Source organism: Klebsiella sp. GG_Kp175, assembly GCF_040062325.1.
GTDB lineage: Bacteria > Pseudomonadota > Gammaproteobacteria > Enterobacterales > Enterobacteriaceae > Klebsiella > Klebsiella quasipneumoniae.
On the sequence record NZ_JBEAFX010000034.1, the window covers coordinates 40,998 to 64,649 of the forward strand.

22 protein-coding genes are annotated in these 23,652 nt (G+C 62.5%); 9 read left to right on the forward strand and 13 right to left on the reverse strand.

Translation table 11 applies throughout. The features are described 5' to 3' along the window. Positions 1-16: 16 nt before the first annotated feature. Genes ABLU73_RS23640 through speB form a run of 8 tightly spaced genes read right to left on the reverse strand, consistent with a single transcriptional unit; the run spans position 17 to position 7,802 of the window. On the reverse strand, positions 17-811 hold the full coding sequence (locus ABLU73_RS23640; RefSeq protein WP_096833927.1) for an SDR family NAD(P)-dependent oxidoreductase: 795 nt from the start codon (positions 809-811) through the stop codon (positions 17-19). Between the two features lie 60 nt (positions 812-871). After that, positions 872-1,804, reverse strand: coding sequence for a glyoxylate/hydroxypyruvate reductase A (locus ABLU73_RS23645; RefSeq protein WP_043521346.1), 933 nt, complete (start codon positions 1,802-1,804; stop codon positions 872-874). Positions 1,805-1,809: 5 nt separating this feature from the next. Beyond that, entirely contained in the window at positions 1,810-2,538 is a 729-nt protein-coding gene (locus ABLU73_RS23650; RefSeq protein WP_049093578.1) for a class II aldolase/adducin family protein, read from the reverse strand. After that, positions 2,539-4,059, reverse strand: a complete 1,521-nt coding sequence (locus tag ABLU73_RS23655) for an amino acid ABC transporter permease/ATP-binding protein (RefSeq protein ID WP_049093577.1) — start codon at positions 4,057-4,059, stop codon at positions 2,539-2,541. Positions 4,060-4,089: 30 nt separating this feature from the next. After that, positions 4,090-4,893, reverse strand: coding sequence for an ABC transporter substrate-binding protein (locus tag ABLU73_RS23660; RefSeq protein ID WP_016161662.1), 804 nt, complete (start codon positions 4,891-4,893; stop codon positions 4,090-4,092). Continuing rightward, positions 4,893-5,981 (reverse strand): 2-oxoglutarate and iron-dependent oxygenase domain-containing protein, encoded by a 1,089-nt coding sequence (locus tag ABLU73_RS23665; protein WP_264923702.1) that lies wholly within the window; start codon positions 5,979-5,981, stop codon positions 4,893-4,895. Before ABLU73_RS23665 ends, ABLU73_RS23660 begins: the two co-directional genes overlap by 1 nt. Continuing rightward, positions 5,978-6,841, reverse strand: coding sequence for a TIM barrel protein (locus ABLU73_RS23670; protein WP_049093575.1), 864 nt, complete (start codon positions 6,839-6,841; stop codon positions 5,978-5,980). Before ABLU73_RS23670 ends, ABLU73_RS23665 begins: the two co-directional genes overlap by 4 nt. Positions 6,842-6,851: 10 nt before the next feature. Continuing rightward, positions 6,852-7,802 carry an agmatinase gene (gene speB / locus ABLU73_RS23675; protein ID WP_004145693.1) on the reverse strand — a complete coding sequence of 317 codons (951 nt, stop codon included), beginning with the start codon at positions 7,800-7,802 and terminating at the stop codon, positions 6,852-6,854. A 115-nt stretch (positions 7,803-7,917) separates the two neighbouring features. Between speB and ABLU73_RS23680 the strand changes: the two genes are divergently transcribed. Further along, positions 7,918-8,829: a LysR family transcriptional regulator gene (locus tag ABLU73_RS23680; protein ID WP_004205760.1), complete on the forward strand. Its 912-nt coding sequence runs from the start codon at positions 7,918-7,920 to the stop codon at positions 8,827-8,829. 161 nt (positions 8,830-8,990) lie between these two features. Here ABLU73_RS23680 and ABLU73_RS23685 read toward each other — a convergent pair whose 3' ends face one another. Both ABLU73_RS23685 and ABLU73_RS23690 read right to left on the reverse strand, forming a co-directional pair. Then, positions 8,991-9,668 (reverse strand): hypothetical protein, encoded by a 678-nt coding sequence (locus tag ABLU73_RS23685; RefSeq protein WP_225608960.1) that lies wholly within the window; start codon positions 9,666-9,668, stop codon positions 8,991-8,993. A 144-nt stretch (positions 9,669-9,812) separates the two neighbouring features. Beyond that, a complete protein-coding gene (locus ABLU73_RS23690) occupies positions 9,813-10,934 on the reverse strand; it encodes an FAD-dependent oxidoreductase (protein WP_094334116.1) in 1,122 nt (373 codons plus the stop codon). 185 nt (positions 10,935-11,119) lie between these two features. Between ABLU73_RS23690 and ABLU73_RS23695 the strand changes: the two genes are divergently transcribed. From ABLU73_RS23695 to ABLU73_RS23730, 8 genes are all read left to right on the forward strand, one after another. Further along, the gene (locus ABLU73_RS23695) at positions 11,120-12,019 is read left to right on the forward strand and encodes a LysR family transcriptional regulator (RefSeq protein WP_043521365.1); all 900 of its coding nucleotides are present in this window, start codon (positions 11,120-11,122) and stop codon (positions 12,017-12,019) included. Positions 12,020-12,139: 120 nt separating this feature from the next. After that, positions 12,140-13,297, forward strand: coding sequence for a prolyl oligopeptidase family serine peptidase (locus tag ABLU73_RS23700; protein WP_053810045.1), 1,158 nt, complete (start codon positions 12,140-12,142; stop codon positions 13,295-13,297). A 22-nt stretch (positions 13,298-13,319) separates the two neighbouring features. Beyond that, complete coding sequence (locus ABLU73_RS23705; protein ID WP_043521370.1) at positions 13,320-14,240, forward strand: VOC family protein; 921 nt, start codon at positions 13,320-13,322, stop codon at positions 14,238-14,240. Beyond that, complete coding sequence (locus ABLU73_RS23710; protein WP_057213229.1) at positions 14,240-14,599, forward strand: Rieske 2Fe-2S domain-containing protein; 360 nt, start codon at positions 14,240-14,242, stop codon at positions 14,597-14,599. Before ABLU73_RS23705 ends, ABLU73_RS23710 begins: the two co-directional genes overlap by 1 nt. Further along, a complete protein-coding gene (locus tag ABLU73_RS23715; protein ID WP_053810047.1) occupies positions 14,577-15,560 on the forward strand; it encodes a fumarylacetoacetate hydrolase family protein in 984 nt (327 codons plus the stop codon). Before ABLU73_RS23710 ends, ABLU73_RS23715 begins: the two co-directional genes overlap by 23 nt. A 3-nt stretch (positions 15,561-15,563) precedes the next feature. Further along, positions 15,564-16,355 carry a cyclase family protein gene (locus ABLU73_RS23720; protein ID WP_264923701.1) on the forward strand — a complete coding sequence of 264 codons (792 nt, stop codon included), beginning with the start codon at positions 15,564-15,566 and terminating at the stop codon, positions 16,353-16,355. 228 nt (positions 16,356-16,583) lie between these two features. Further along, positions 16,584-17,786: an MFS transporter gene (locus tag ABLU73_RS23725; protein WP_224051453.1), complete on the forward strand. Its 1,203-nt coding sequence runs from the start codon at positions 16,584-16,586 to the stop codon at positions 17,784-17,786. Positions 17,787-17,983: 197 nt separating this feature from the next. Next, a complete protein-coding gene (locus tag ABLU73_RS23730) occupies positions 17,984-19,294 on the forward strand; it encodes a carbohydrate porin (protein ID WP_043521376.1) in 1,311 nt (436 codons plus the stop codon). Positions 19,295-19,430: 136 nt separating this feature from the next. Here the strand turns inward: ABLU73_RS23730 and ABLU73_RS23735 are convergent, their stop codons facing one another. Genes ABLU73_RS23735 through ABLU73_RS23745 form a run of 3 tightly spaced genes read right to left on the reverse strand, consistent with a single transcriptional unit; the run spans position 19,431 to position 23,588 of the window. Then, entirely contained in the window at positions 19,431-21,875 is a 2,445-nt protein-coding gene (locus tag ABLU73_RS23735; protein WP_153669551.1) for a glycoside hydrolase family 3 protein, read from the reverse strand. Continuing rightward, positions 21,850-22,473 carry an NADPH-dependent FMN reductase gene (locus ABLU73_RS23740; RefSeq protein WP_053810049.1) on the reverse strand — a complete coding sequence of 208 codons (624 nt, stop codon included), beginning with the start codon at positions 22,471-22,473 and terminating at the stop codon, positions 21,850-21,852. Before ABLU73_RS23740 ends, ABLU73_RS23735 begins: the two co-directional genes overlap by 26 nt. Positions 22,474-22,493: 20 nt before the next feature. After that, on the reverse strand, positions 22,494-23,588 hold the full coding sequence (locus ABLU73_RS23745) for an LLM class flavin-dependent oxidoreductase (protein ID WP_048325410.1): 1,095 nt from the start codon (positions 23,586-23,588) through the stop codon (positions 22,494-22,496). Positions 23,589-23,652: the final 64 nt, after the last annotated feature.

The following is a 23,652-nucleotide window of genomic DNA, read 5'->3' on the forward strand; positions in this document are numbered from 1 at the left end:
CCCTGAATGAGAGGCGTCAGAGAATATCATCCACCACGCCGCCGTCGACGCGCAGCGCGGCGCCGGAGGTGGCCGACGCCTGCGGCGAGCAGACGTAGACCACCATATTGGCGACCTCTTCCACCGAGGCCGCCCGCTGGATCACCGAACTCGGACGGTGGGTCATGACGAACGCTTTCGCCAGTTCCTCCAGCGACTGGCCGGTTCTCGCCACTTCGTCTTTCAGCATTTCGGCAAAGCCGTCGGAAATCGTCGGCCCCGGCAGAACGCTGTTAACGGTCACTCCACTGCCGGCGACATATTTCGCCAGGCCGCGGGCCAGCGACAGTTGGGCGGTCTTGGTGACGCCATAGTGGATCATATCCGCCGGGATATTGCGCGCCGATTCCGAGGAGATAAACACCACCCGTCCCCAGCCTTTGCTGACCATCGCCGGCAGCAGCCCCCGCGACAGGCGTACGCCGGACATGACGTTGGTCTGCCAGTAGTTGTCCCATGTCGCGTCGTCGGTGGCGTAGAAATCCTGCGGGCCATAGATCCCGGCGTTATTGACCAGGATATCGACGCTGGTCACCGCCCGCAGCAGCTGGGCTGCGCCGTCGGCACCGCTGAGGTCGGCGATGGCGGGTCGCACCTTCGCGCCCGACACCTCATTTTGCAGACGAGCGATGGCGGCGTTCACGCTCTGCTCGCTGCGCCCGTTAATGATGATCTCTGCGCCGCTCTCCGCCAGGCCTTTGGCGATAGCAAAGCCAATACCCGCCGTGGAGGCGGTGACCAGCGCGACTTTCCCCGATAAATCAATCTTCATGTTCCTGCCTTCTGGTTGTGAATCACCCATTAAGCGTAGCAGCGACGGTATCGGTGGGGATCAGTAACCGGCGTGCTTATTGACCAGGTTTTTGAGCGGCAGCCCGCGACGCTGGCGCTGAATGTTCTCCAGCAGCTGGCGGGCGATCACCTCGGCAGGGGCAGCAGAGGCCATATGCGGGGTGATCACCACCTGCGGATGGCGCCACAGCGGATCGTCAGCCGGCAGTGGCTCCTGCGGGAAGACGTCGAGCACCGCGCCGGCGAGCTGGCCGCTCTCCAGCGCCGCCAGCACATCCTCATTGACCATATGCTCTCCGCGCCCGCAGTTGATTAATACCGCTCCGGCGGGAAGCCGGCTGAACAGCGGCGCGGCGAGGATACCCCGGGTCTGCGCGGTGAGCGGCAGGAGGTTAATCAGTCCGTCAAGCGACCCGAGGAAGCTGTCGAGCGCCTCCGCGCCGCGATAGCAGGTGACGCCAGCCAGCTGCTTTTCACTGCGCGACCAGCCGGAGACCCGATAGCCAAGGCGGGCCAGCTGGTCGGCGATATAGCCGCCAATTTCGCCGAGGCCCATAATGCCGATATGGAAGTCGGCGGCGGCGCGCTGGGGATAGAGCTTCCAGGTTTGGGTCCGCTGGTGGGCCAGCGCCCGGTCGAAATGGCGCTGAAACCACAGGACGCTCCACAGGGCATATTCGAACATGCCGTGACGAAAGTCCTCATCGATCACCCGGCACAGCGGGATATCGCTGGCGAACAGCGCGGGCGGCAGATGATCGACCCCGGCGGAGGCAGCCTGGATCAGCTTCAGCCCCGGCGAGCGGGTCAACAGCTGCGGGTTCGGGAACCAGCAGCTGGCGTACTGGGCGTCGCGCGCCGCCTGGTGATGGGGCAGGAGCGCGGTGACGTCGGGAAACTGCTGCAGGGCGGCGCAGATATCGCGGGCGAAATCCGCGTCGTTACAATCCACCACGATAGTGATATCAGACATAGGCGTTAGTCTTGGTAAGAGGTATCGAGACGGTCAAGACGGCGCAACCACGCCTGCCAGACCTGTTGACGTTCATGCTCCACGCCCATCAGCTGCTCGCAGGCGTGCTGGCTGAGATGCGGGGCGATGGTGTGGACCGGGCTGAGGGCCGCCAGCTGGGCGGCGGCCATCTGGATCTCGCAGGCGCGGTTGAGGTAGTACATGATGTAAAAGGCGTCAGCCACGGTGCGGCCCACCGACAGCAGGCCATGGCTCTGCAGGATCATGGCGATATTATTCCCCAGCGAGCGCTGAATGCGCGCCCGTTCGTCAAGGTCAAAGGCCACCCCTTCATAGGGGTGGTAGCCGACGCGCTGGTAAAACTCGGTGCTGATCTGGTTGAGCTGCAGCAGGCCATCCTCGCAGGCGGCCACCGCCATCCCCGGCAGGGTGTGGGTGTGGATCACGCAGTGGGCGTCTTCCCGGGCCATATGCACCGCGCTGTGGATGGTGAAGCCCGCCGAGTTAGCCGGCGCGTCGCCCTCGACGACTTTGCCCTGCATATCCACCACGATCAGGTTGCTGGCGGTGACCTCGTCAAACATCATGCCGAAGGGATTAATTAAAAAGCGCGGCTCGCCGTCGCCGGGCAGGCGCACGGAGAAGTGGGTGTAGAGGGTATCCTCCCAGCCGAACAGCGCCGCCAGCCGGTAGGCGGCGGCCAACTGCTGGCGCAGGTGTTGCTCAGTTGCCATTTAGCGTACTCCCATAAATTCACGGATTCGTTGCAGAGAAGGGGCCTCCAGCGGGCTGCGGATCACCTGCGGGGCGATGTCGGCCTGCACCACGCCGTTCTCCATCAGCACCACGCGGTCGGAAATCGACAGGGCAAAATCCATCTCGTGGGTGACAATCAGCATGGTCATGCCTTCGCGGGCCAGCGACTGAATGACCTTCAGCACCTCGCCCACCAGCTCGGGATCCAGCGCTGAGGTCGGTTCGTCAAACAGCATGATGTCCGGCTTCAGCGCCAGCGCCCGGGCGATCGCCACGCGCTGCTGCTGGCCGCCGGAGAGCTGGCCGGGGTATTTGTGGGCGTGGGCCAGCAGACCGACGCGGTCGAGCAGCGCCAGGGCCTGCTCGCGGGCGACCGGCTGATCCAGCAGCTGGTGGTAGCGCGGAGCCAGCATCACGTTGTCGAGCACCGTGCGGTGGGGGAACAGGTTGAAGCTCTGGAAGACCATGCCGATACGCCGCACCCCGGCGCGCATCTGGCGTTTATCGACGATGGCTCCGCCTTTCAGGTAGTCCTCGCCGTAGAGAATGATCTCCCCGCCATCAATACTTTCGAGGGCGTTGATGGTGCGGATCAGGGTCGTTTTGCCTGAGCCGGACGGGCCGATGATGCTGATCACCTCCCCATTCTCCACCTGTAGGTCGATGCCTTTCAGCACCTCATGCTGGCCCCAGGATTTGCGGATGCCCCGCAGATCCAGCGCCGGCGGCGCGCCGTTGACGGCCGGAGTTTTGATCTCCTCCGTCAGCGCCGGCAGGCTCTGGCGCAGCGCCTGGCATTCCGCCTCGCTGAGGGTTTGCGGACGCTTGCGCTGAATATCGAGGCTATTTTCCAGCGCCCGGAACAGCCAGGTGAAGACGGTAACCACCATGACGTAGTACACCGCCACCGCCAGCAGCGTCTCCATCACGAGGAAATTTTGCGCGTACAAGCGCTGGCCGGTGAGCAGCAGCTCGGGTAAGGAGACCACCGACAGAATCGAACTCAGCTTAATGATGGTGATGTATTCATTGATCAGCGTCGGCAGCGAGATGCGAAACGCCTGAGGAATAATAATTAGCCGCTGGATGCCGATAAAGCTGAAGCTCAGCGCATGGCCCGCCTCGCTTTGCCCTTTGGCCACCGACAACAGCCCGCCGCGGTGGATCTCCGCCATATAGGCCGCTTCGGTGACGGTCATCGACACCAGCCCGGCGATAAACGGCACCCCGAGCAGCGGCTGGGTCACCGGAAACAGCTGCGGCAGGTTGTAGACAAACACCAGCAGCACCATCAGCGGCACGCTGCGGAAAAACCAAATATAGAGTTCGACGGGGATCTTGATCCAGCGCGGCGCCGAGAGCTTCGCGCAGGCTAGCAGAAAACCGACCACCAGGCCGATCCCCCAGGACAAGGTGCTGACCACGATCACGGTCACGCACGCCTGCCAGAATGCTCCAATGCTAAACAGTGAAAAAAAGTATCCCCAATCGAACGCCATACCGACTCCTGTTGCGCAGTGCTTATTGTCTTAATCGATGCTTTCTAAGTTGTATTTTTTGATCAGCGCGGCATATTGGCCGTTGGCTTTCAGCGTGGCCAGGGTGGCCTTAATCGCCTCCGCCAGCTCGGTGTTACCTTTGGCGACGTAGATCCCCAGCGGCAGCGGGTAGACCAGGCGCGTAGAGCTTATCCCCAGGCGACCGCGGCTCTTATCGACGATGATCTGCGCCGCCGGGGCGATCTCAAGCTGGGCGCCGATGTTCTTCGACAGCAGCGCCTGCGAGGCTTCCGGCGCCGTCGGGAACTCCTGAATGGTGATGGCCGGTTTGCCGTTTTTCAGGCACCACTCATCGGAGTGTTTTTTCAGGCTGGTCACCCAGGTGGTGCCTGCCTGCAGGCCGACCTTCACACCGCACAGCTCATCTTCGGTTTTCGGCTGCACCGCGCCGCCCTTCAGGGCGATGATCGACGCGCCGGAGAGGGCGTAAGGGATGGCGTCGGCCTGTTTCTGGCGTTCCGGCGTCACGTACATCCCGGAGATCACCGCATCATATTTCTTGCCGATGCCGAGGATCAGGCTGGTGAACTTGGTGTCGATCAGCTGCGGTTTGGCCTGCAGGTGTTGGGCGATCAGCGCGGCGAAATCCGGGTCGAGACCGACGATGTTGTTATTGCTGTCATAGGACTCAAACGGCGGGTAGGTGACCTCCATCCCCACCTTAAAGACGCCCTCGGTCAGCAGTTCCGCCGCCTGGGTGACAGGGGAAAAACAGGCGCTGACGGCGAGGGTAAGCGCGACACGGCGCGAGATTTTTTTCAGGGTGCTAGTCATCATGGATCCTCACGGGGGGTTAGGGGGTTTTTTTGCTGTGCCTGTTTTTTCAAATGGCCAAAGGTATTGGTGCCGCGCGCGCGCTCCGGCAACTGGAGCTCGCCGCGATTGACCTTCTCGCGCAGATAGCGATAGGTTTGCAGCGCCTGGCTCCACATATGCTCTCCGATGCTCAGCTCCTGATATTCGCTGGCTTCGCCGGCGGCCAGAAAGGTCGGTAGCGGGCGGATCAGCGTGTGGTAATCGCAGGCGAAAAACAGCGGGAAGGAGTACCGCTCCTGCGGCACTTTGCGCACCCGGTGGGCTGTAGCAACAAATGTGCCAGCGCTGAGCACTTCCAGCATGTCGCCGATATTGATCACGAACGCCTCTTCTCCGGCGGCGTTCGTGACGGGAGGCGCGTCGATCCACACGCTTTCTTCATTGAGGACTTCAAGCCCGGGCTGGTCGGCGAGCAGCAGGGTGAAGCACTCATAGTCGGTGTGTGCACCAATTCCGGGAACATCTTCGACGCTGGCGTCGAACGGGTAATGGATTAGCCGCAGCTTAGCCGGCGGGCAGGTCACCATCGGTTTGAAATACCCTTCCGGCAGGCCGAGCGCGAGGGCGAAAGCGTCGAACAGGCGGTGGCCGAGGGCGAAGACCGCGTCGTAGTAGGCCAGCACCCGCGCGCGGAAATCCGGCAGATCGGGCCACTCGTTGGCGCCGATCAGCGGCGTACCGGCGAGCACCAGCGGATGGTCGTCCGCCGCCTGGAAGCCGATATCGAACGCCTCTTTATGGTCCGGCTTGCCGGCGCCGTAGATCTCTTCTCCTTCCGGGACGTAGCCCTTATGGCTTTTGGAGCGGCCGATGTAGTAGTTCATCTTCTCCTCCATCGGCAGGGCGAAGATCTGCTTCGCCGCCGCGCGGACGCCGGCGATCAGCGCCGGGTCGATGCCGTGGCCGGTGATGTAGAAAAAGCCCACCTCGCGCGCCGCGCGGCCGATGGCGTCGGCCACCGCCTGGCGCCTGGCGAGATCGTCGCCGGCCAGATCGCGGATATCGATGGTCGGGAGTTCAGTAAAAGCGTGCTTCACGGCGGTCATGGCTGCGGTTCCTGTTCAGTGAGCGTTAAAAACTGCTGAAAGTGGGCCTGCTGGCGCGCGGCCATCCAGGCGTTGAGCGACCAGAGATCGGCCACCGGAACGTTGGTGAACGGCAGGTGGTGCAGATAGCCGTCGGCGCCAAACTCCGGCGTCAGGGTAGTTTGCTGATAGCCGCGCCGGCGCTGTGAATGCCAGATTTGCTCCCAGAAGCGCTCGGCAAAGGCCAGCGCCGGCTGATACTCCGGCGCCGCCGGGTGCGGCACCTGCGGCCCCTGGTCGTAGCCCACCCGGGCCTGCACGTGATGCACGCGGTCGATAAAGGCGCTGAAGTCATCGCAGGGGTCATCCAGCAAGCGCTCGCTGACCACCACCCAGTGGCTGATGTCGGCGGTAAAGCGCAACTGGGGGAGTTGCTGAACAATCTCCAGGGTGAGCCACGGGCTGTACAGCGAGGTGGCGCGATGGGTTTCAAAGCTGCAGGTCAACCCAAACCCGGCGGCCAGCTCGTGCGCCTTGCCGAGAAAATCGACCTGCTGCGCCAGCGGCCAGCGATCATTGCCCGCCAGCAGATTGACAAAGCGCGGGTTGAGGCTGCTGGCCTCGGCGAAGCGGGTCTGCAGGCGCGCCAGATGCTGTTCCGGCGTTTCATGCTGGGCGGGGAGCACTCCGCCGCCGCTGAAAAGAATGGCGATATACTCCAGCCCCGACGCCTGCAGGCGGTCGGCGAGCTGCCGCCGCTCCTCCGCCGTCAACGGGACGCGGGCTTCGATACCGCAGCAGCCGACGCGCTGCAGTTCATCCAGCGTTTGCGGCCAGGGGGTGGTGACTCCCCAGAGGGTGCGAAAGCATTTCAGCTCCATGGCGGCTTCCTCAGGCGTACTTCACGCCGGGCAGGACGCAGAGCATCTCGTACAGCAGGTTGGCCGCCAGCTGGGAGGTATTACCGCTCACGTCGTAGGGGGGCGAGACCTCCACCAGATCGGCGCCAATCAGGTTCAGGCCGCGGCAGCCGCGGACGATCTCCAGCGCCTGAATGGAGGTCAGACCGCCAACTTCCGGCGTCCCGGTTCCCGGAGCCCAGATAGGATCGAGGCTGTCGATATCAAAGCTGAGATACACCGGCCCGTCGCCCATCTGCTGGCGGACTTCGGCCATTAGCGGCGCCAGCGAGGTATGCCAGCACTGCTCCGCCTGCACCAGGCGAAAGCCCTGGTCAACGCCCCACTGGAAGTCGCCGGCGGCGTAGCCCTGGGCGCGCTGGCCAATCTGCACCACCCGTTTGAGGTCGAGCAGTCCCTCCTCAACGGCGCGGCGGAAGGTGGTGCCGTGGGCGATTTTCTCACCGAACATCTCATCATTGGTGTCGGTATGGGCGTCGACATGGATGAGCCCCACCGGCCCATGTTTTTTGGTCAGCGCCCGCAGGATCGGCAGGGTAATGGTATGGTCCCCGCCGAGGGTGAGGGGGATCAGCGGATAACTATTCAAACCGGTGTAGTAATCTTCGATAATTTGCACCGATTTGAGCAAACTGTAGGTATTGATCGGCACATCGCCGATGTCGGCCACCGACAGCGAGTCGAACGGCGCGGCGCCGGTCGCCATATTGTACGGACGGATCATCACCGATTCGGCGCGAATATAGCGTGGTCCGTAGCGCGTACCTGAGCGCTGCGAGGTGCCGATATCCAGCGGAATGCCGACAAACGCCGCATCAAGTCCCTGTAAATCTTCGATAAACGGCAGGCGCATCATCGTGGCGCGGCCGGCGAAGCGTGGCATCTCATTGCCACCCTGCGGTTGGTGAAAGAGGTTATCCATGTCTGCTCCTGAATCTGACGGATGAAACGTAACAGGAGAGATAGTGCGCAACCCGCGCTGGACTTTACATCGTCTGGCGTAAATACTCAGTTCATTTATTGGTGAACTAAATACGATGCATAATGACGCCAGCCTCAATATTCGCCAGCTGCAGGTTTTCGAGGCGGTGGCGCGCCTGGAGAGCTACAGCCGGGCCCAGCAGGAGCTGGGCATTTCGGTCTCCGCCATCAGCAATGCGATGTCGCAACTGGAGGGACAGCTCGGCTTCACCCTCTGTCAGCGCGGGCGCGGCGGCTTTTCCCTGACCGAGAAAGGTCAGCAGTTTTTACAGCAGGCGATCCGCGTGCTGAGCGAACTCAATGAGCTGGAGCGGCAGTCGGCCCTGCTTAAAGGGGAGCACAGCGGCACCCTGTGCATCTCGACGCTCGACTCCATCGAGACCGAAACGGCGCTCTCGCTGCCGGTGGTCTTGCGCAGCTTCAGCGACAAATTTCCCCATGTGCATATCAAACTGATTATTCGCACCCCGGCGGAGCAACTGAACGGGGTGCTGAACAACCATATCGACCTGGCCATCGGCAGCTACAACTCGCAGGTGCATAACATCATCAGCGAGCCGCTGTACCGCGAGCAGCACTGGCTCTACTGCAGCGATCTGCACCCGATGTTCTTCAGCCGCCAGCTCGATAAAGAGCAGATCAGCCAGTGCCCGCTGGTGACCCGCAGCTACTGGAACACCAGCGATCTCCGCCGCCGGGGCTTCAGCAAAGGCAGCGCCACCGTTGAGACCGTCGACGCCCAGCTGCTGCTGATCCTCTCGGGAAAATATATTGGCTATCTGCCGGAGCATTACGCCTGGCCGTGGATCAAAGAGAACCGCCTGCGGGTGCTGCTGCCCAACGAGTTTGGCTTTCAGTCGCCGTTCTCGGCTATCTGTAAGCGCGGGCGCAGCAATGAGCCCTACCTGAAAGCGTTCCGCGATCTGCTGAAGAAGAACACGGTGGCGCGGCCGAAGTGGAATTATTAAGCGGGGCGGGCGCTTCCCTCCGCCGTGGTGGCGGTTTCCCTGTTCAAAAAACGAACGGCAGCCGGTAGCCCGCTTGTGCTGGGGCTGCCGGACAACTGCCTCCAGGTTATCCACAGGGTTAGGCGCCGCAGGTGTGGACAGCTCGCCGGGCGGCGCGGTCGTTAGCGATTCGCTTTAATGGTTTTTTCCGCAATCGTGATGGTGGAGAGTTTGTGCAGGCAGATCAGCGCCAGACAAATCCCGCAGGCAAACAGATAACTCGCCATACTCAATTTTTGCAGACGGGATAAATGATTGATTCTGTCAATCACCGCCGGGCTGGCGAGACCTTCATACAGGAAAGGCAGGGCCGTTAAGAAGCCGCCAATAAAATAGAACACCAGACTGAAGACTTCGACAGCCTTACGGTATAACCAGAAGCGGTAACCCCATTTCTTCCATTTGAATATGCGTTTTTCATTATTGACTGAAATCAGATGCTGGCATTTGCTGTAGTTATCAATATCGCTGACCGGATTTTTGCATTTCAATAATATCTTTCTTTGCGCCATGGTCAGGTTTTTATCTTTGGTCAGCGCGGCGATACCATATTCGTATGCGATCCGTTGCAGCTCGGGGTCGTTACTATTTTTGTACAGCGCGGCGGCGAATTCACTGATATTTTTGCGCGAGGTAAATATCTTATCTTTGGGAAATACCCAACCTGAACGCACGGCGACAATCTGAATAATCAACGTGATGATCGCGATCGCGTATTTGAAAAACTCTGCCGAGAGAATATTCATATCCGTATATTCCTTTCCATGATGAAGGGGAGCGCTGAAATATACCTTAGCCATGGGAGCGCAGGGGTGTCAAATATGATACTGCGCGAGAAGAATATCGTCGTTGACAAGGGATTAGCGGCGGGTGAAAGGGGAGTGCCGGCCAATGAACAGGGGAATAATCCGCCAGCGTGGCCGGCGGAGGGCGCCGGGCAGGGCTTATATCGGCTTCGCCGTCAGGGTCATCATATCGCCGATCGCCCGCTGGCGGTCAAAATGGCGATCGCGGTGGATCTCGCTCTCGCCGACCTGCAGCGAGGCGGCCCAGATCTGCTGACAGCGCGGCCGGCGGCGGGCGTCAAAGTGCGCCAGCGCGGCCGCGACGCTGTCGGTCTGCTGCAGCGCTTCGCGCAGCACGATGGCATCCTCAATCGCCATGCCCGCCCCCTGACCGAGATGCGGAGTGGTAGCGTGAACCGCGTCGCCCACCAGCACGACGCGTCCCTGATACCAGGGATCGTCGACGAACAGCTCTTCCAGCGGCTTATAGACGACCTCGTCGTTGTTAACGATATGCTCGCGCAGGCTGCCCGGCAACCCCGTGCCGGGGGGCAGACGGCGGCGCATCTCCGCCGCCAGCTGATCGCGGGCGTAGCGGGGGTTATCCGCTTCGTGGGAGGTGATAAACAGATACATCAGATCGTCCCCCAGCGGCACCAGCCCGCAGTTGCAGCTCTCGCCCATAAAGCACATCAGATGGTCCACCTCCGGCGGTCGCGGAAAGTTGTAGCGCCATACGCCCTGACCGGTAAAGCGGGGGCGATAGCGCTCGCCGTACAGCATGCCGCGCACCCGGGAGTAGATCCCATCGGCGCCCACCAGCAGATCGTAGCGCCCCTGACCGCCACGGCTGAAGCTCACCTCAACCGCATCGTCAACCTGACGGAAGGCGTCAATGCTCTCGCCGGTGGTCAGTCGGACCCCCAGCTCCCGGGCGGTGGAACAGAGTACGTTGTGCAGGGCCAGGCGGGAGATGCCGACGTTGGCCGGGAACTGTTCACCGGCCAGCCGCTGGCCGGGAAAGCTGGCTAGCTGCTGGCCGCTCAGGGTGTGCACCGAGACGCTGTCAAACGGCCAGGCGGCGTCCAGATAGCGTTCCAGCACCCCAAGCCGCTGCATTTCGCGCACGACATTGTTCTGCTGAATGATACCGACGCCGTAGACCCGCCACTGCGGTTGGATCTCTACAACATCGACGGCGACGCCGGCCTGGCGGAGGGCGATGGCGGTACACAGACCGCCGATGCCGCCGCCAACGATTAATACGTTATTGATGTTCATCGTAGCTGTTTTCTCCAGGGTACAGAGTAGAGGACGTTAACCAGGCCAGCGGCGCGCTGACTAATCGCGATAAAGAATGATCGCTATCGCAAAAAACGATATCGCCGTGGAAATTGAAAACAAAAAGTTGCAGAAAAGTTAAATTCAGCCACAGGATAAGCACGCCATTTCTCGCCGGGGGACCCATGCGTTACCAACATCTTGATCTGAACTTACTGGTGGCACTGGATGTGTTACTTGACGAACAGAACATCACTCGCGCCGCGGGCAGGTTGCATATGACTCAGTCAGCCACCAGCGGGGTGCTCAACCGGTTACGCACCTACTTTGAGGACGATCTGCTCACCCAGGTGGGCAGAAAGATGCGGCCCACGCCGCTGGCGGAAGAACTGCGGGAGCCGGTCCGCGACGTGCTGATGAAAATTCAGACCTCCATTGCCCGCCGGCCGGTGGATGAGCCGGCAACCAGCAAGCGCCATTTCCGCATTATGGCCTCGGATTACGTGATCAACGTGATGCTGAAGGATGCGCTGCAAACGGTGCACCTGCAGGCGCCGAATATGACCTTTGAGTTTTTCTCGCCGGACGCCCAGTCCACCGGCATGCTCAACCGCGGCGAGCTGGATATCATCGTGGCGCCGGAGCGTTTTATGGCCGCCGACCATCCCGCAGAAGCGCTGTTTGACGAAGAGTTTGTCTGCCTGGCCTGGGCGGACAATCCCCACACCGGCGAGGCGCTGACCCTCGATGCCTGGCAACAGCTGGGGCACGTGTCGGTGGTCTTTGGCCGCGAGCGGCAGCCGGGGCTGGAGGGCAATCTGTTTGCCGAGTCGGGGCTCAGCCGCCGTATCGAGGTGGTGACCCACAGCTACCACTGCGTTCCGCAGCTGCTGATCGGCACCTCGCGGATCGCCACGCTGCACCGGCGGCTGGCGGAGCAGTACGCGGCGATGCTGCCGCTGCGTCTTTTCCCGGTCCCGGTGACGCTGCCGGTGATGCGCGAATTTATCGGCTGGCACCGCTCGCTGGATAACGATCCTATCTTCGGCTGGCTGAAAGCGAAAATCGTCGCCAGCGCACGCTAACCCACTGGTATTGTTCCCGTCGATACCTGACATCCTGAGACATGATTGGTCGCCCGCAGGTGCTTTATGTGACAGTGCCTGCGCTACAGCGATTGCGACTGAATGTTGAAGGATGACCCTATGTTTCGCTATTTCCCTAAAAACTATGTCTGGAACCTGTCGGTGGATCTCTCCATCGAGATGGGCGCCCGCATCGGTGAGATCGAAGAGATGTGCGCGCCGCTATTGGCCGCGTCCGAGCATCCCGACGCCGAAGGCACCCGCGCGTTCCGGGAAACCTGGTCCCGCATGGCCGATAAATTATGCGCGCTGGCGGGCGAAGATGAAGCGCGGGGACGGCGGTTGTCGGCAGGCGAGAAGTATCTTCGGGCGGCCAACTATTACCTGACCTGCGAGCGCCTGCAGGCGCATGGCGCGCCGGACCGCGATGCGCTGTACCGCCGCTTTCTCGATGTCTTTGCCGCCGGGCTGCACCATACCCATGCTAACTGTCAGCGGGTGACTATCCCCTACGAGGGCAAAACCCTGTCGGCGCTTTATGTCCGCGCCGAAGGGATGACCGGCCGCGCGCCGCTGCTGGTGCAGGTCAACGGTCTCGACTCCACCAAAGAGATGAAATATCTGGTTGGGCTACCGCAGTGGCTGGCGCGGCGCGGCGTCTCCTCGCTGGTGGTCGACCAGCCGGGAACCGGCGAAGCGCTACGTCTTCACGACATGCAGGCCCGCTATGACAGCGAGCACTGGGCCAGCCGCATCGTTGACTGGCTGGAACAGCACCCGGAGGTGGATGCCGGGCGCATCGGCATGGAAGGGGTCTCGCTGGGCGGCTATTACTGCCCGCGGGCGGTGGCGTTTGAGCCGCGCTTCGCCTGCGGCGTGGTATGGGGCGCCAATCACGACTGGCGAGAGGTGCAGCAGCGCCGCCGCGAACGCGAAGGGGATTTTCCGGTACCGCACTACTGGCAGCACGTGCGCTGGGTGTGGGGCGGCGAGGATATCGACGCTTTTATGCGCATCGCGGAGAACGTCCATCTCGACGGCATTCTTGACCGCATACGGGTGCCTTTTCTCGTCACCCATGGTGAAAAGGACTCGCAGATCCCGGTGAAATGGGCGCAGCGCACCTACGACCAGCTGGTGAACAGCCCGCGCCGCGAGCTGAAAATTTTCACTGACCGCGAGGGCGGTGTGCAGCACTCCAGCTTCGACAACTCAATTAACGCCGGGCACTACATCGCTGACTGGGTGGCGGAAGCCCTCGGCGGCCGGGTGGCCTGAACACGCATAAGGAACAACCGCGATGAATATTCTTGGTCCGGATTATCTGGTATTTGGCGTCGATGACCTGGCGGGCTGTCGACAGTTTCTTATCGACTACGGTTTACGCGAGCAGGAGAACGGTTTCTTTAGCGCGCTGGATGGCACCGGGGTGCTGCTGCGGGGACGTGACGATCCGTCGCTGCCCGCGGCGCTGCCCAGCGGCAGCCAGCTGCGGGAAACCGTCTATGGCGTGGCGGATAGCGCCACGCTTGAGGCTATTGCCGAGACGCTGCGCCGCGATCGCGAGGTGAAACTTGGCGCCGACGGCGTGCTGCGCTGCGTCGATGATGCCGGCTTTGCCCTCGGGTTTCGCGTCAGCCAGCGCCAGCCGCTGCAGCGGGAAGGTGAGAAAATCAACGCCCCGGGGGATCGCGCCGGGCGGCCGGTCAATCAGACCGGGGCCAGCGCCGACATGGCGGCGGAGCCGCGTTCGCTCTCCCATGTGGTCTATTTTGTGCCGGACGCCGCGCGCGCGGAAGCTTTTTATCAACGGCTGGGCTTTGTCTGTACCGATCGCTTCACCCACGTCGGCCCCTTCCTGCGACCCGCCGGCACCCAGGATCACCATACCCTGTTTCTGATCCAGGCCCCGCCGTTTATGACCGGCATTGAACACTTTACCTTCCACCTCGGCGGGCCCACCGAGTTGATGATGGCCGGCAGCCGCTTTCAGCAGAAGGGGTATCAGACCTTCTGGGGACCGGGGCGCCATCAGCTGGGATCGAACTGGTTCTGGTACTTCAACAGCCCGCTCGGGTGTCATATCGAATACGACGCCGATATGGATCAGCACGATGACCACTGGCAGCCGCGCGAAGCGCTGCCGGGGGCCGATAACTCGCAATATTTCCTGCTGGGGTATCGCGAGAAGTGGGCTCCCGGTCCGGATAACGCCCGCTGATGGTTCGCCTGTGCCGTGCCGACAGCCTGGCTGAGGGCCAGGCGCGGGGATTTGACCCCACGGGCAGCGGGCAGGCGACGGTGATTGCCTGCCGCTATCAGGGAACGCTCTATCTGTGGCGCAACCGCTGTCCGCATCTCGATACCCCGATGAACTGGCGGCAGGACGCTTTTCTCAACGCCCGGGGCGACCGGCTGGTCTGCTTCGCCCACGGGGCGATTTTTATGCCGGACAGCGGCCTCTGCGTGCAGGGCGCCTGCGCTGGCCAACGTCTGAGTCCGCTGGCTGGCGACGTGGACGCCGACGGCTGGCTATGTCTGCTGGAGGAGGCAGGTCATGAAACTGGCAACACGAGATAACGGTGAACGCGACGGCTGCCTGGTGGTGGTCTCGGGCGATTTGACGCTGATGGCCGATGCGGCGGACATCGCTCCGACGCTTCAGCTGGCGCTGGAGCAGGCCGCGCGGGTGTGGCCTGCGCTGCAGGCGCGCTATCAGGCGCTCAATGCGCGCCGCTATCCGGCGGCGCAGCCCTATGATCCCCGGCGCCTGATGGCGCCGCTGCCCCGGGCGTGGCAGTGGCTGGACGGTTCGGCCTTCCTGAGCCATGGCGAGCGCATGCAGCGGGCCTTTCACCTGCCGCCGATTGCCGGCGCCGACCAGACGCCGCTGATGTATCAGGGCAGCGGGGACGACTTTCTTGCCCCCCACGCCGGGATAGTCTGCCGCCGGGTCGAGGATGGCCTCGACTTTGAGGGCGAGTTCGCGGTAGTCGTCGACGAGGTGCCGCAGGGCTGCTCGCCGCAACAGGCGCTGAGCTGTATCCGCCTGATCGTCTTGCTTAACGATATCAGTCTGCGGGCGCTGGCGCCGCGCGAGATGCAGACCGGGTTTGGTTTTATTCACGCCAAACCCGCCTCGGCCTTTGCACCGGTGGCCCTTACCCCGGATGAACTGGGACAGGCCTGGCAGCACGGGCGGGCGGCGCTGACGCTGCAGGTGACCCGCAATGGCAAGCCGTTTGGCTGCCAGTCGGGTAGCGAGATGCATTTCCATTTTGGCGAACTGATTGCCCATGCGGCGCAGACCCGCCGTCTGCGCGCCGGGACGGTGGTGGGTTCCGGCACGGTGTCCGGGCCGGACGCCAGCCGCGGCGCCAGCTGTATCGCCGAGGTGCGGGCCATAGAGATGCTGGCCTTCGGCGAGCCGCGCACGCCGTTTTTATCCCCAGGGGAGCGGGTGACGATGGAAGCCCACGCCCCCGATGGCCGGCCGCTGTTTGGCGTACTGGATCAACACGTTGTGATGTTAACGGAGTAAACCATGATCAATCTTTTACAGGGGCGTCGGCTGGTCGACCTCTCCGTCACCCTGGACAACAATCCCTGGACCGATCCGCCGCCGCTGCTGCCGAACATTGAGTATCAGGATCATCAGCAGGGATGGCCGGAAATGGCGGCGATGTTCCCGGGGCTGGAAAAAGCGCAGATGCCGGGAGAGGAGGCCTGGGCCTCGGAGCGCCTGACCGTGACGCCGCACAATGGCACCCATATGGATGCCCCCTGGCACTACAGCTCGACCACCAACGGCGGCGAACCGGCGTTTGGCATCGATGAGCTGCCGCTGGAGTGGTGCCTGCGCCCCGGCGTCCGGCTGGATTTTCGCCATGTCGCCGACGGGGCGATCCTGCAGCCGGAGGATCTGCAGCGCGAGCTGGCGCGAATAGACTATTGCCTGTCGCCGCTGGATATTGTGTTGATCAATACCGCGGCCGGCGCCCGCTACGGCCAGCCGGATTACCTGCAGCGCGGCTGCGGCATTGGCCGGGCGGCGACGCTGTGGCTGCTGGAGCAGGGGGTACGGGTGGTTGGCACCGACGCCTGGAGCTGGGATGCACCCTTCCACTTTACCCGCCAACGCTTTCAGGCCAGCGGCGACGCCGGGCTGATCTGGGAGGGGCATAAAGCCGGCAGGGAGATCGCCTATGGGCAAATGGAGAAGCTGAGTAACCTGGAGCAGCTTCCCGACCACGGCTTCTGGGTGAGCTGTTTTCCCTACAAGATCCGCCGCGGCTCGGCCGGGTTTATTCGCGCGGTGGCGATTGTCGACGCCTGAAGGCGTCGATGATTATGTTAATTTAATGTGAATGCATTGTATTAATTGTGATAGCAATCGCAGTCCATGCCACCTGCATCCGGTAGGGTAGAACGGTATATGTGCTGAGTTCGCTGATGCGTTTCCAGCCATTAAGCCGGGGCGTAAAACGCCTTTCTTTACCGATAAAAAATAGAACTGTAATTCATATTCTAAATAAAGAGCAGTGACGGAGAGCGGAAGATGGTGATGCACAAAGTTTCAGCAACCCCGCGCGAGGCGGGGGCCGTACAGGCGATGTTACTGATGTTGGCGGCACTGTTGCCGATCATGGGGACCTTGACCATGCTGCCGGTGATGCCGCTCCTGTTCAGTCATTTTGCCGCGCAGCCGCACGCCCAGCTGCTGGTGCCGATGATCATCACCATACCGGCGGCGAGCATGGCGCTGCTGGCTCCGCTGGCGGGGATGGTAGGCGATCGCCTGAGCCGTCGCCGCCTGCTGATTGCTGCCACCGCTCTGTACGCAGGGTTTGGCCTGCTGCCGGTGATGCTCGACGATCTGTATGCCATTTTGCTGGCGCGGCTGGTGATGGGTATTGCCGACGCCTTTATTCTTACCACCGCCAATGCGCTGATTGGCGACTACTTTACCGGTGAGGCGCGTAGCAAATGGCTGGCGGTGCAGAGCGGCATAGGGTCGATACTGTCGACGCTGATCGTGCTGGGGGCTGGCCTGCTGGGAACCCTGGGCTGGTATGGTCCGATCTACCTGTATGCTCTGGCGATCCCGGTCTTTATCGGCCTGTGTCTGTTCACCGCAGAGCCAGCGACGCGCCGTCGCGTGGACAGTGTCGCTGGCGAGGAGGCTGTCGCTTTTCCACGGCGCAAAATGGCGGCGATCGGCCTGATTACCCTCGCCAGCGCGATCCTCTATTTTCTCGAACCGCTGCAGATAAGCCAGGTGTTCAGTCAGCTCGGGCTGACCTCCAGCAGCCAGATTGGCATCGCTACCGCCGTTGCCGGCATTGGCGTGCCGCTGGGCGCCTGGCTGTATGGCCGCAACGCCAGGCAGCGCGTCGACAGGCAGTTTTTCCTTTTTTACGCCATTTTTGGCCTCGGGCTGCTGTTTATCGCCGTGGCCCACAATCCGCTGGCCGGCGTGGCGGCAGCGTTCGTCGCGCAGGTCGGTAACGGAATGCTGATCCCTCTGATGCTGGCCTGGATGATGAAAGCCTTGCCGGCGCCGCACCGGGCGACGGGGATCGGCATCTGGCACACCTTCTTTTTCCTCGGCATGTTCATCAGCCCGGTTCTGATGACCTTGCTGAACGGCATGACCGGCAGCATGCAGGACAGCCTGCTGCTGTTTGCGCTGCTGACGCTGGCTATCGCCGGCGCGACGGGTATCGCCAGCGCCCGGATGGGGGGCCGCCGCGCGCTGGCTCGTTAATTTCACCTGACGACATCATTACCACACGCCCGCCGGTCTTCCGGCGGGAAGGGGAGGCCATTATTTAGAAAAAGTGTACACCTTATTTAGCGTTAACTTTCAGCCTAATTAATCCCTGTTAATAAACATATTGTGACCAATTTATTTTTCACGATATGGCGCATCTTACCTGCAAAAAATAAAAATGAGGGTTTATTATGAGTCTCTGCTGTACCGACGTAAGTAAGAAAATAGTTTTTCCACTTTCGGCGCTGACGCTGGCGATATTCTCCAGCACCGCGCTGGCCGATACCTGGACCTGTGAGCAACTGGATAAACTGAATACCCGCTCAGCGCAGGTCGTCAGCCCTCCGTCGACCTGCGAATCGCTCATCGGCGATATTGGCGGCTTTCGCAGCGCGCTGGCCGACCGTGGCTGGGGTGTCCAGTTAAGCTGGAACCCGATGGTGATGTACGATCTGAAAGGCCAGTCCGCCGACCCGCAACAATATGCCGGGCAGAATTTTACCTGGTCACAAAATATGTCGCTGAACGTCACCTATGATTTAAGTCGAATTGGTTTTAGCAAAGACGCGCAATTTACTTTTTCTCCCCAGTGGGCGACCTCGAATTATCATGACAGCTATCCGGAACTGCATAATATTGCGGTGCTGGCGGTGAACCAGCCCTTATTAAACGGCCAGCTGGAGCTGCAGTATGGTTTTTATCCGTTAATTCGTCAGTTTTACGGCATGGTGCTGGGGGGCAACTCCTCCTCAGCCGCGCTGGGGCCGACCAGCGTGATACCGGTGCAGGTGGGGATCAGCCTCAATGCGCCGACGCCGACCTTCACCGCCATCGTCCGCGACAGCGATAAGAAATTCTATAACAACTTTGCCGTCAGCCGCAGTATGTCGCCTGCCGGACACCTCGACGACGTGGAGCAGAACCCCTCGGGGCTGAAATGGCACGTCGATGGCGCCAACCCGATCCTGGTAAACGAGTTTGGCTTTAAGCAGGCGGCGGGCGAGTCGCAGCGCTCGCTGTGGTTCCGCGCCGGGGCTATCTATAACACCTCGCACTACCAGTATTTTGACCAGCCCGGCGACAGCAGCAGTAACTATGCGTTCTACGTCGCCAACACCATGCAGCTGACCCAGCCGAAAAAGGGGCTTCCGCTGGGGCTGTATCTCGATGTGAAAGCGGACTATGCCCCGGACGATCGCAATGCTTACACCAGCGACTTCCAGGTGACCTTCTTTGATATCGGCCTGTTTCCCGGCCGAGAGCAGGATATGACCTCGCTGGGCTACACCCGCTCCTTTATCAGTAAGAAGTTCCGCGATTATGTCGGCGAGGCGGGAATGGAGGCGCCGCAGAGCATCAACGCCATCTCCCTGTCGCACGCCCTGCGCGTGACGAAAGGGATTTACTGGATCAACGGTATCACCTGGCAGGATAACCCGACGCTGGTGCCGAAGCATGAGTCGGCGGTCCTCTGGCAGTCCTCGATGTACTGGAACTTCTGACACAGACCGCCCGAGGATTTTAATCCCGCCCGTCGGTACGCTGCCGCCGGGCGGTTTTTTTATCGCGAACCGGCTGGCGCAGGAACAAAAAAAGAGGGCCGGCACGTTGCCGACCCTCTTTGCCATCGGTCCGGGCTTAGCCCCGGTGGCTGATTTTCCCGTCGGGAGTTAGCACGAAGTCAAAGGTTGCCCGGATATCGTCGCTGGCGAAACCCACCGCCAGCTGCCAGGGGCCGCTGGCCAGGTGCCATTCCTGGGCAGGCACCTGCCAGCGCTGCAGCGCGTGACGCGGCAGGCCAAGGGTCAGGGCGGCCTCGTCGTGCGCCGGGACGCTGACTGCTGCAAACTCCGCCAGCGCCGACCAGGCCGTCTCCGGCCCCCGCAGGTAGAGCTGGACCACTGCTTTCCCGGCGCGGGCGGCGCGGTTTTCCAACCGGCAGCGCAGCTGCAGAGCGTCCACCTCGTCGCCTGTCAGTGCAGCGGCGATCAGGGTGATATCAGCATACCCCAGACCGTGGCCGAAGGCCCAGGCGGCGGGGCGTTCGCGGGCGTTAAACCAGCGATAGCCTACCTGCTGGCGCTCGTGATACCAGAGATCCCCCGCGGCGTCCGGCGTCAGACTGCGTACCGGATAGTCGTCCAGGCGCTGGGCGAAGGTGACCGGCAGGCGACCGCCAGGCTCACGATCCCCGGCCAGCACCGAGGCCAGCGCCGGGCCAAACTCCTGGCCAGGATACCAGACGACCATCACCGCCGCCGCGTCAGCCAGACACCCGGTATCCACCGGATGGGCGACATTCAGTACCACCACCGTCCGTGGGTTCGCCGCGCAGACGGCGCGGATCAGGGCAACCTGATGCGCCGGCAGCGCGGTAGCGTCCCGGTCGATGCTCTCCAGACCGGCATCGGCCGTTTCGCCTATCACCAGCACCACGCTGTCGGCCGCCCGGGCATGGTCGACCGCCTGCTGCAGCAGGTCGATGGTTTGCGGGGGCTGGCAGCCGAACCAGATGCCGTGGGCGATACTGCTGCCCAGCGCCATCTCGGCCCGGAAGGTCAGGTTTTCCCCCGCCTGCAGCGGAAATTCAAGACGGGTATGCGGGGCTTGCATCAGCTTGCCCATGATATCCCCCTCCAGCGCCTCGCCGTTGAAGGTCGCCACGCGCTCGCCGTTCAGCTGGAGGGCGATCTCCCCGGTGCCGCCGATCCAGAAGCCGTAGCGGCCGCTCACCGGCGCGGTGAACTGGCAGCTTACCGTCACGGTGGCGCGTTCGGTCAGGCGCAGCATGTCGCCGACGCCCGGCATATCGCGGAACCAGATCAGCGAGGAGGCGTCGCGCACCTCCTGATGAACCACGCCCCCGTCAGCGGTGGCGTAGGCAACGTCCAGGCCGCGCTCGCCGGCGGCGGTGCGCAGCGGCAAATGATGCAGAGGTGGGATGCGGTAATCGCTCTCCACCCCCTGGGCATAGCTTATTTCGACCCCGGCGGCGGAAAAGCGCTGGCGAATGGCCTCCAGAGGAGAGATCAGTCCCGGCATCAGCGCCACTCTGGCAAAGGTCCCGCCCTGGAAGCAGGGCGTCGTGGCGTTGGGGCCAATCACCGCCAGCCGCTGTCCCGACTGCGCGGCGAGGGGCAGCAGCCGCTGGCGATTGTGCAGCAGGACAAAGCCCGCCGCCGCCGCCTCTTCGAGGGTGTGACGCCGCTGCGCCTGGGCGGCGGCAGAGCCATCCCAGGGCAGAGGATGGCTGACCCGTTCGGCCAGCCGCGCCAGCCGGGCGGCGGCATCGTCAAGACGCCGGGCGTCGCTGTCGGTATCCATCAGCGCGGGCAGCAGGCGCTCGCCCATATGGCGGGCCGGGCCCGGCATCTCCAGATCCAGCCCGGCGCGGAAGCTGGCCGGGCCGTTCTGGGTGCCGAACCAGTCGGACATCACCAGCCCGTCCCAGCCGAGATCGCGCTTCAGCCACTGGCTGATGGCCTGATGCTGCTCGGCGCAATAGATCCCGTTCACCCGGTTATAGGCGGTCAGCATGCCCCAGACGCCGCGGCTGGCCGCCACTTCGAACGGCCAGAAATAGACTTCGCGCAGGGTGGCTTCATCGACGATCACGTTCATGGTCCGCCGATCGGTTTCTGAATCGTTACAAACCATATGTTTGACGATGCAGCCCACCCCCTGGCGCTGGACGCCATCGATCCACGCCGCGCCCAGCTCGGCGATATGCCGTGGGTCTTCGCCGAAAAGCTCAAACGCGCGGCCGGCAAGGGGGCTGCGCAACAGGTTCAGGTTAGGCGCCAGCAGCGCCTGCGTTCCGGTGCGCAGCGCCTCCTCGCCGATGACGCCGCCAACCCGGCTGACCAGCTGGCGGTCCCAGCTGGCGCCAAGCGCCAGTCCGCAGGGGCTGAGCAGGGCAATATCCCGCTCGTCCACCCGGCCGCCGGTGATCCCCATCGGGCCATCGGACAGGGTGACTGAACCCAGCGTGGAGCGGGGGATAGGGTGGGTGGACCACATCCCCATCCCGGCGGTGAGCCGCGCTTTTTCGGCAACGCTAAGCGACAGACTGAGCGCAGGCATCGGCTTGTCTCCGTAAGGGGGCGGCGGGGGCGAAGGCCAGCGCCTGTTCGGCTACGGTGGCCAGCGCGCGCTGGACCGCGTCGTCAGTGCAGCGGCCCTCACTGTCGAACAGCGACACGCCGGCGGTGTTGAGAGTGACCCCCAGCGGGGTCGGCCAGCCGCGCAGGGCATGAACGATCCCGCGCATGGCGCCGAGGGTGGTGTTGCAACCCTGCCAGCCGGCGGCGGTGACGATGCAGCCCACCGCCCGGCCATCAAGATAGACCCGGCTGTCGCCGCGCAAATCTTCCAGCAGGTCGATGGCGTTCTTCACCAGACCAGACACCCCGCCGTGGTAGCCCGGCGAGGCCAGCAGAATGCCGTCGGCCTGGCGCACGGCGTCGACAAACGCCGTCTCCTGCGGCGTGCGGGTGGTGACTTCCGGGTTAAACGGCGGCAGGGCCGCCAGTTCAGCGCCGCCGAACAGCTGGGTCTGCGCGCCGAGCGTGCGGGCGTGGGCCAGCGCGGCGGCGAGGGCGCGCTCGGTGCTGGAGCCCGGGCGGGTGGTGCCGCCGATGCCGATCAGCAGCGGCGGGCGTGAGAAAGCAGGCTTATTCATAGCAGGATCTCCCGGTTGGATTAGCGAAAGCGCGGCAGGATCTGGTCCGCGAACAACGAGATCGACTGCTGGCTCAGGCGCAGGCGCTCCTCGGTCAGCGGGCCGTTGGTGAAGCCGAGCAGCACGTTGCCGATGCCCAGCCGCTGATGGCGTTCCAGTTCCTCGGCGACGGTCTCCGGGCTGCCGTACAGGCACCAGGTTTTGATCCACTCTTCGCTGAAACAGTCCGGATGGCGGTGCAGCGTAACGCCGCTAAACTCTTCCGCCCGCTTGTTGTACTCATATTCCCGGTCGATGGCCTGCTGGTACCAGCCCATGATCTGCAGCATCTCCTCGCGGGCCTGCTCGTCGGTGGGGGCGATATGGACGCACTGCCAGGTGTGGGTGGTCCACGAGAGGCAGTGGTTCACCACCTCGTCGCTATGGCCGGCGTTGAGCAGGGCATCGCGGTAGCGGGTAAAATAGTGGGTCAGCTGGCCAAACGGATCGTTGCTGGCAGGGATCGGCGGCGTAAACGCGGGAATAAAGGCCGGCCAGCCGTTGTCGGCGGCGCGCTGCATGCTGGTTTCACGCAGCGCCACCGGCATAATGCGGTTGAAGGGTTTTTGCCAGGGGGCAGGAACGATGCGCTGGACCACCGCGCCCTTATAGTGGCCGGTTTCGAAGATGATCGGATCGTCTTCAATATTTTTCTCCCACAGCCGCTGGACCAGATCGAGGTTCTCCTGCAGCAGGCTGGAGGCGTCCTTATAGTTCACGCCAAAGCCGATCATCTCTTCCGGCGTGGTGCCGCTGCCGATGCCCACCAGCAGGCGGCCTTCGGTGAGTTGATCCAGCAGGTTAACGCGCTCGGCGAAGCGCACCGGGTGGTGCAGCGGGACGGTAGTCACCGACATGCCGAAATGGATCTTTTTCAGCTGGCCGGCCAGGTAGGCGGCGAAGACAAACGGATCGCTGGACATCGGCGCATAGCCGGTGAAGTGATGGTCTGGCATAAAGACCGCATCGAAGCCGCGATCTTCAGCCTGGCGCGCATGTTCGATCAGCGACTGCATGACAAAACGATCCTGCTCGGGGGCGGTGGAACGGCCGACGAGGAAAACAGAGAAACGCATAGCAACTCCTGGGTTGTGTGGTGGTTGTTATTATTAAATAGAACTAGAATTATGATTCTAGTTG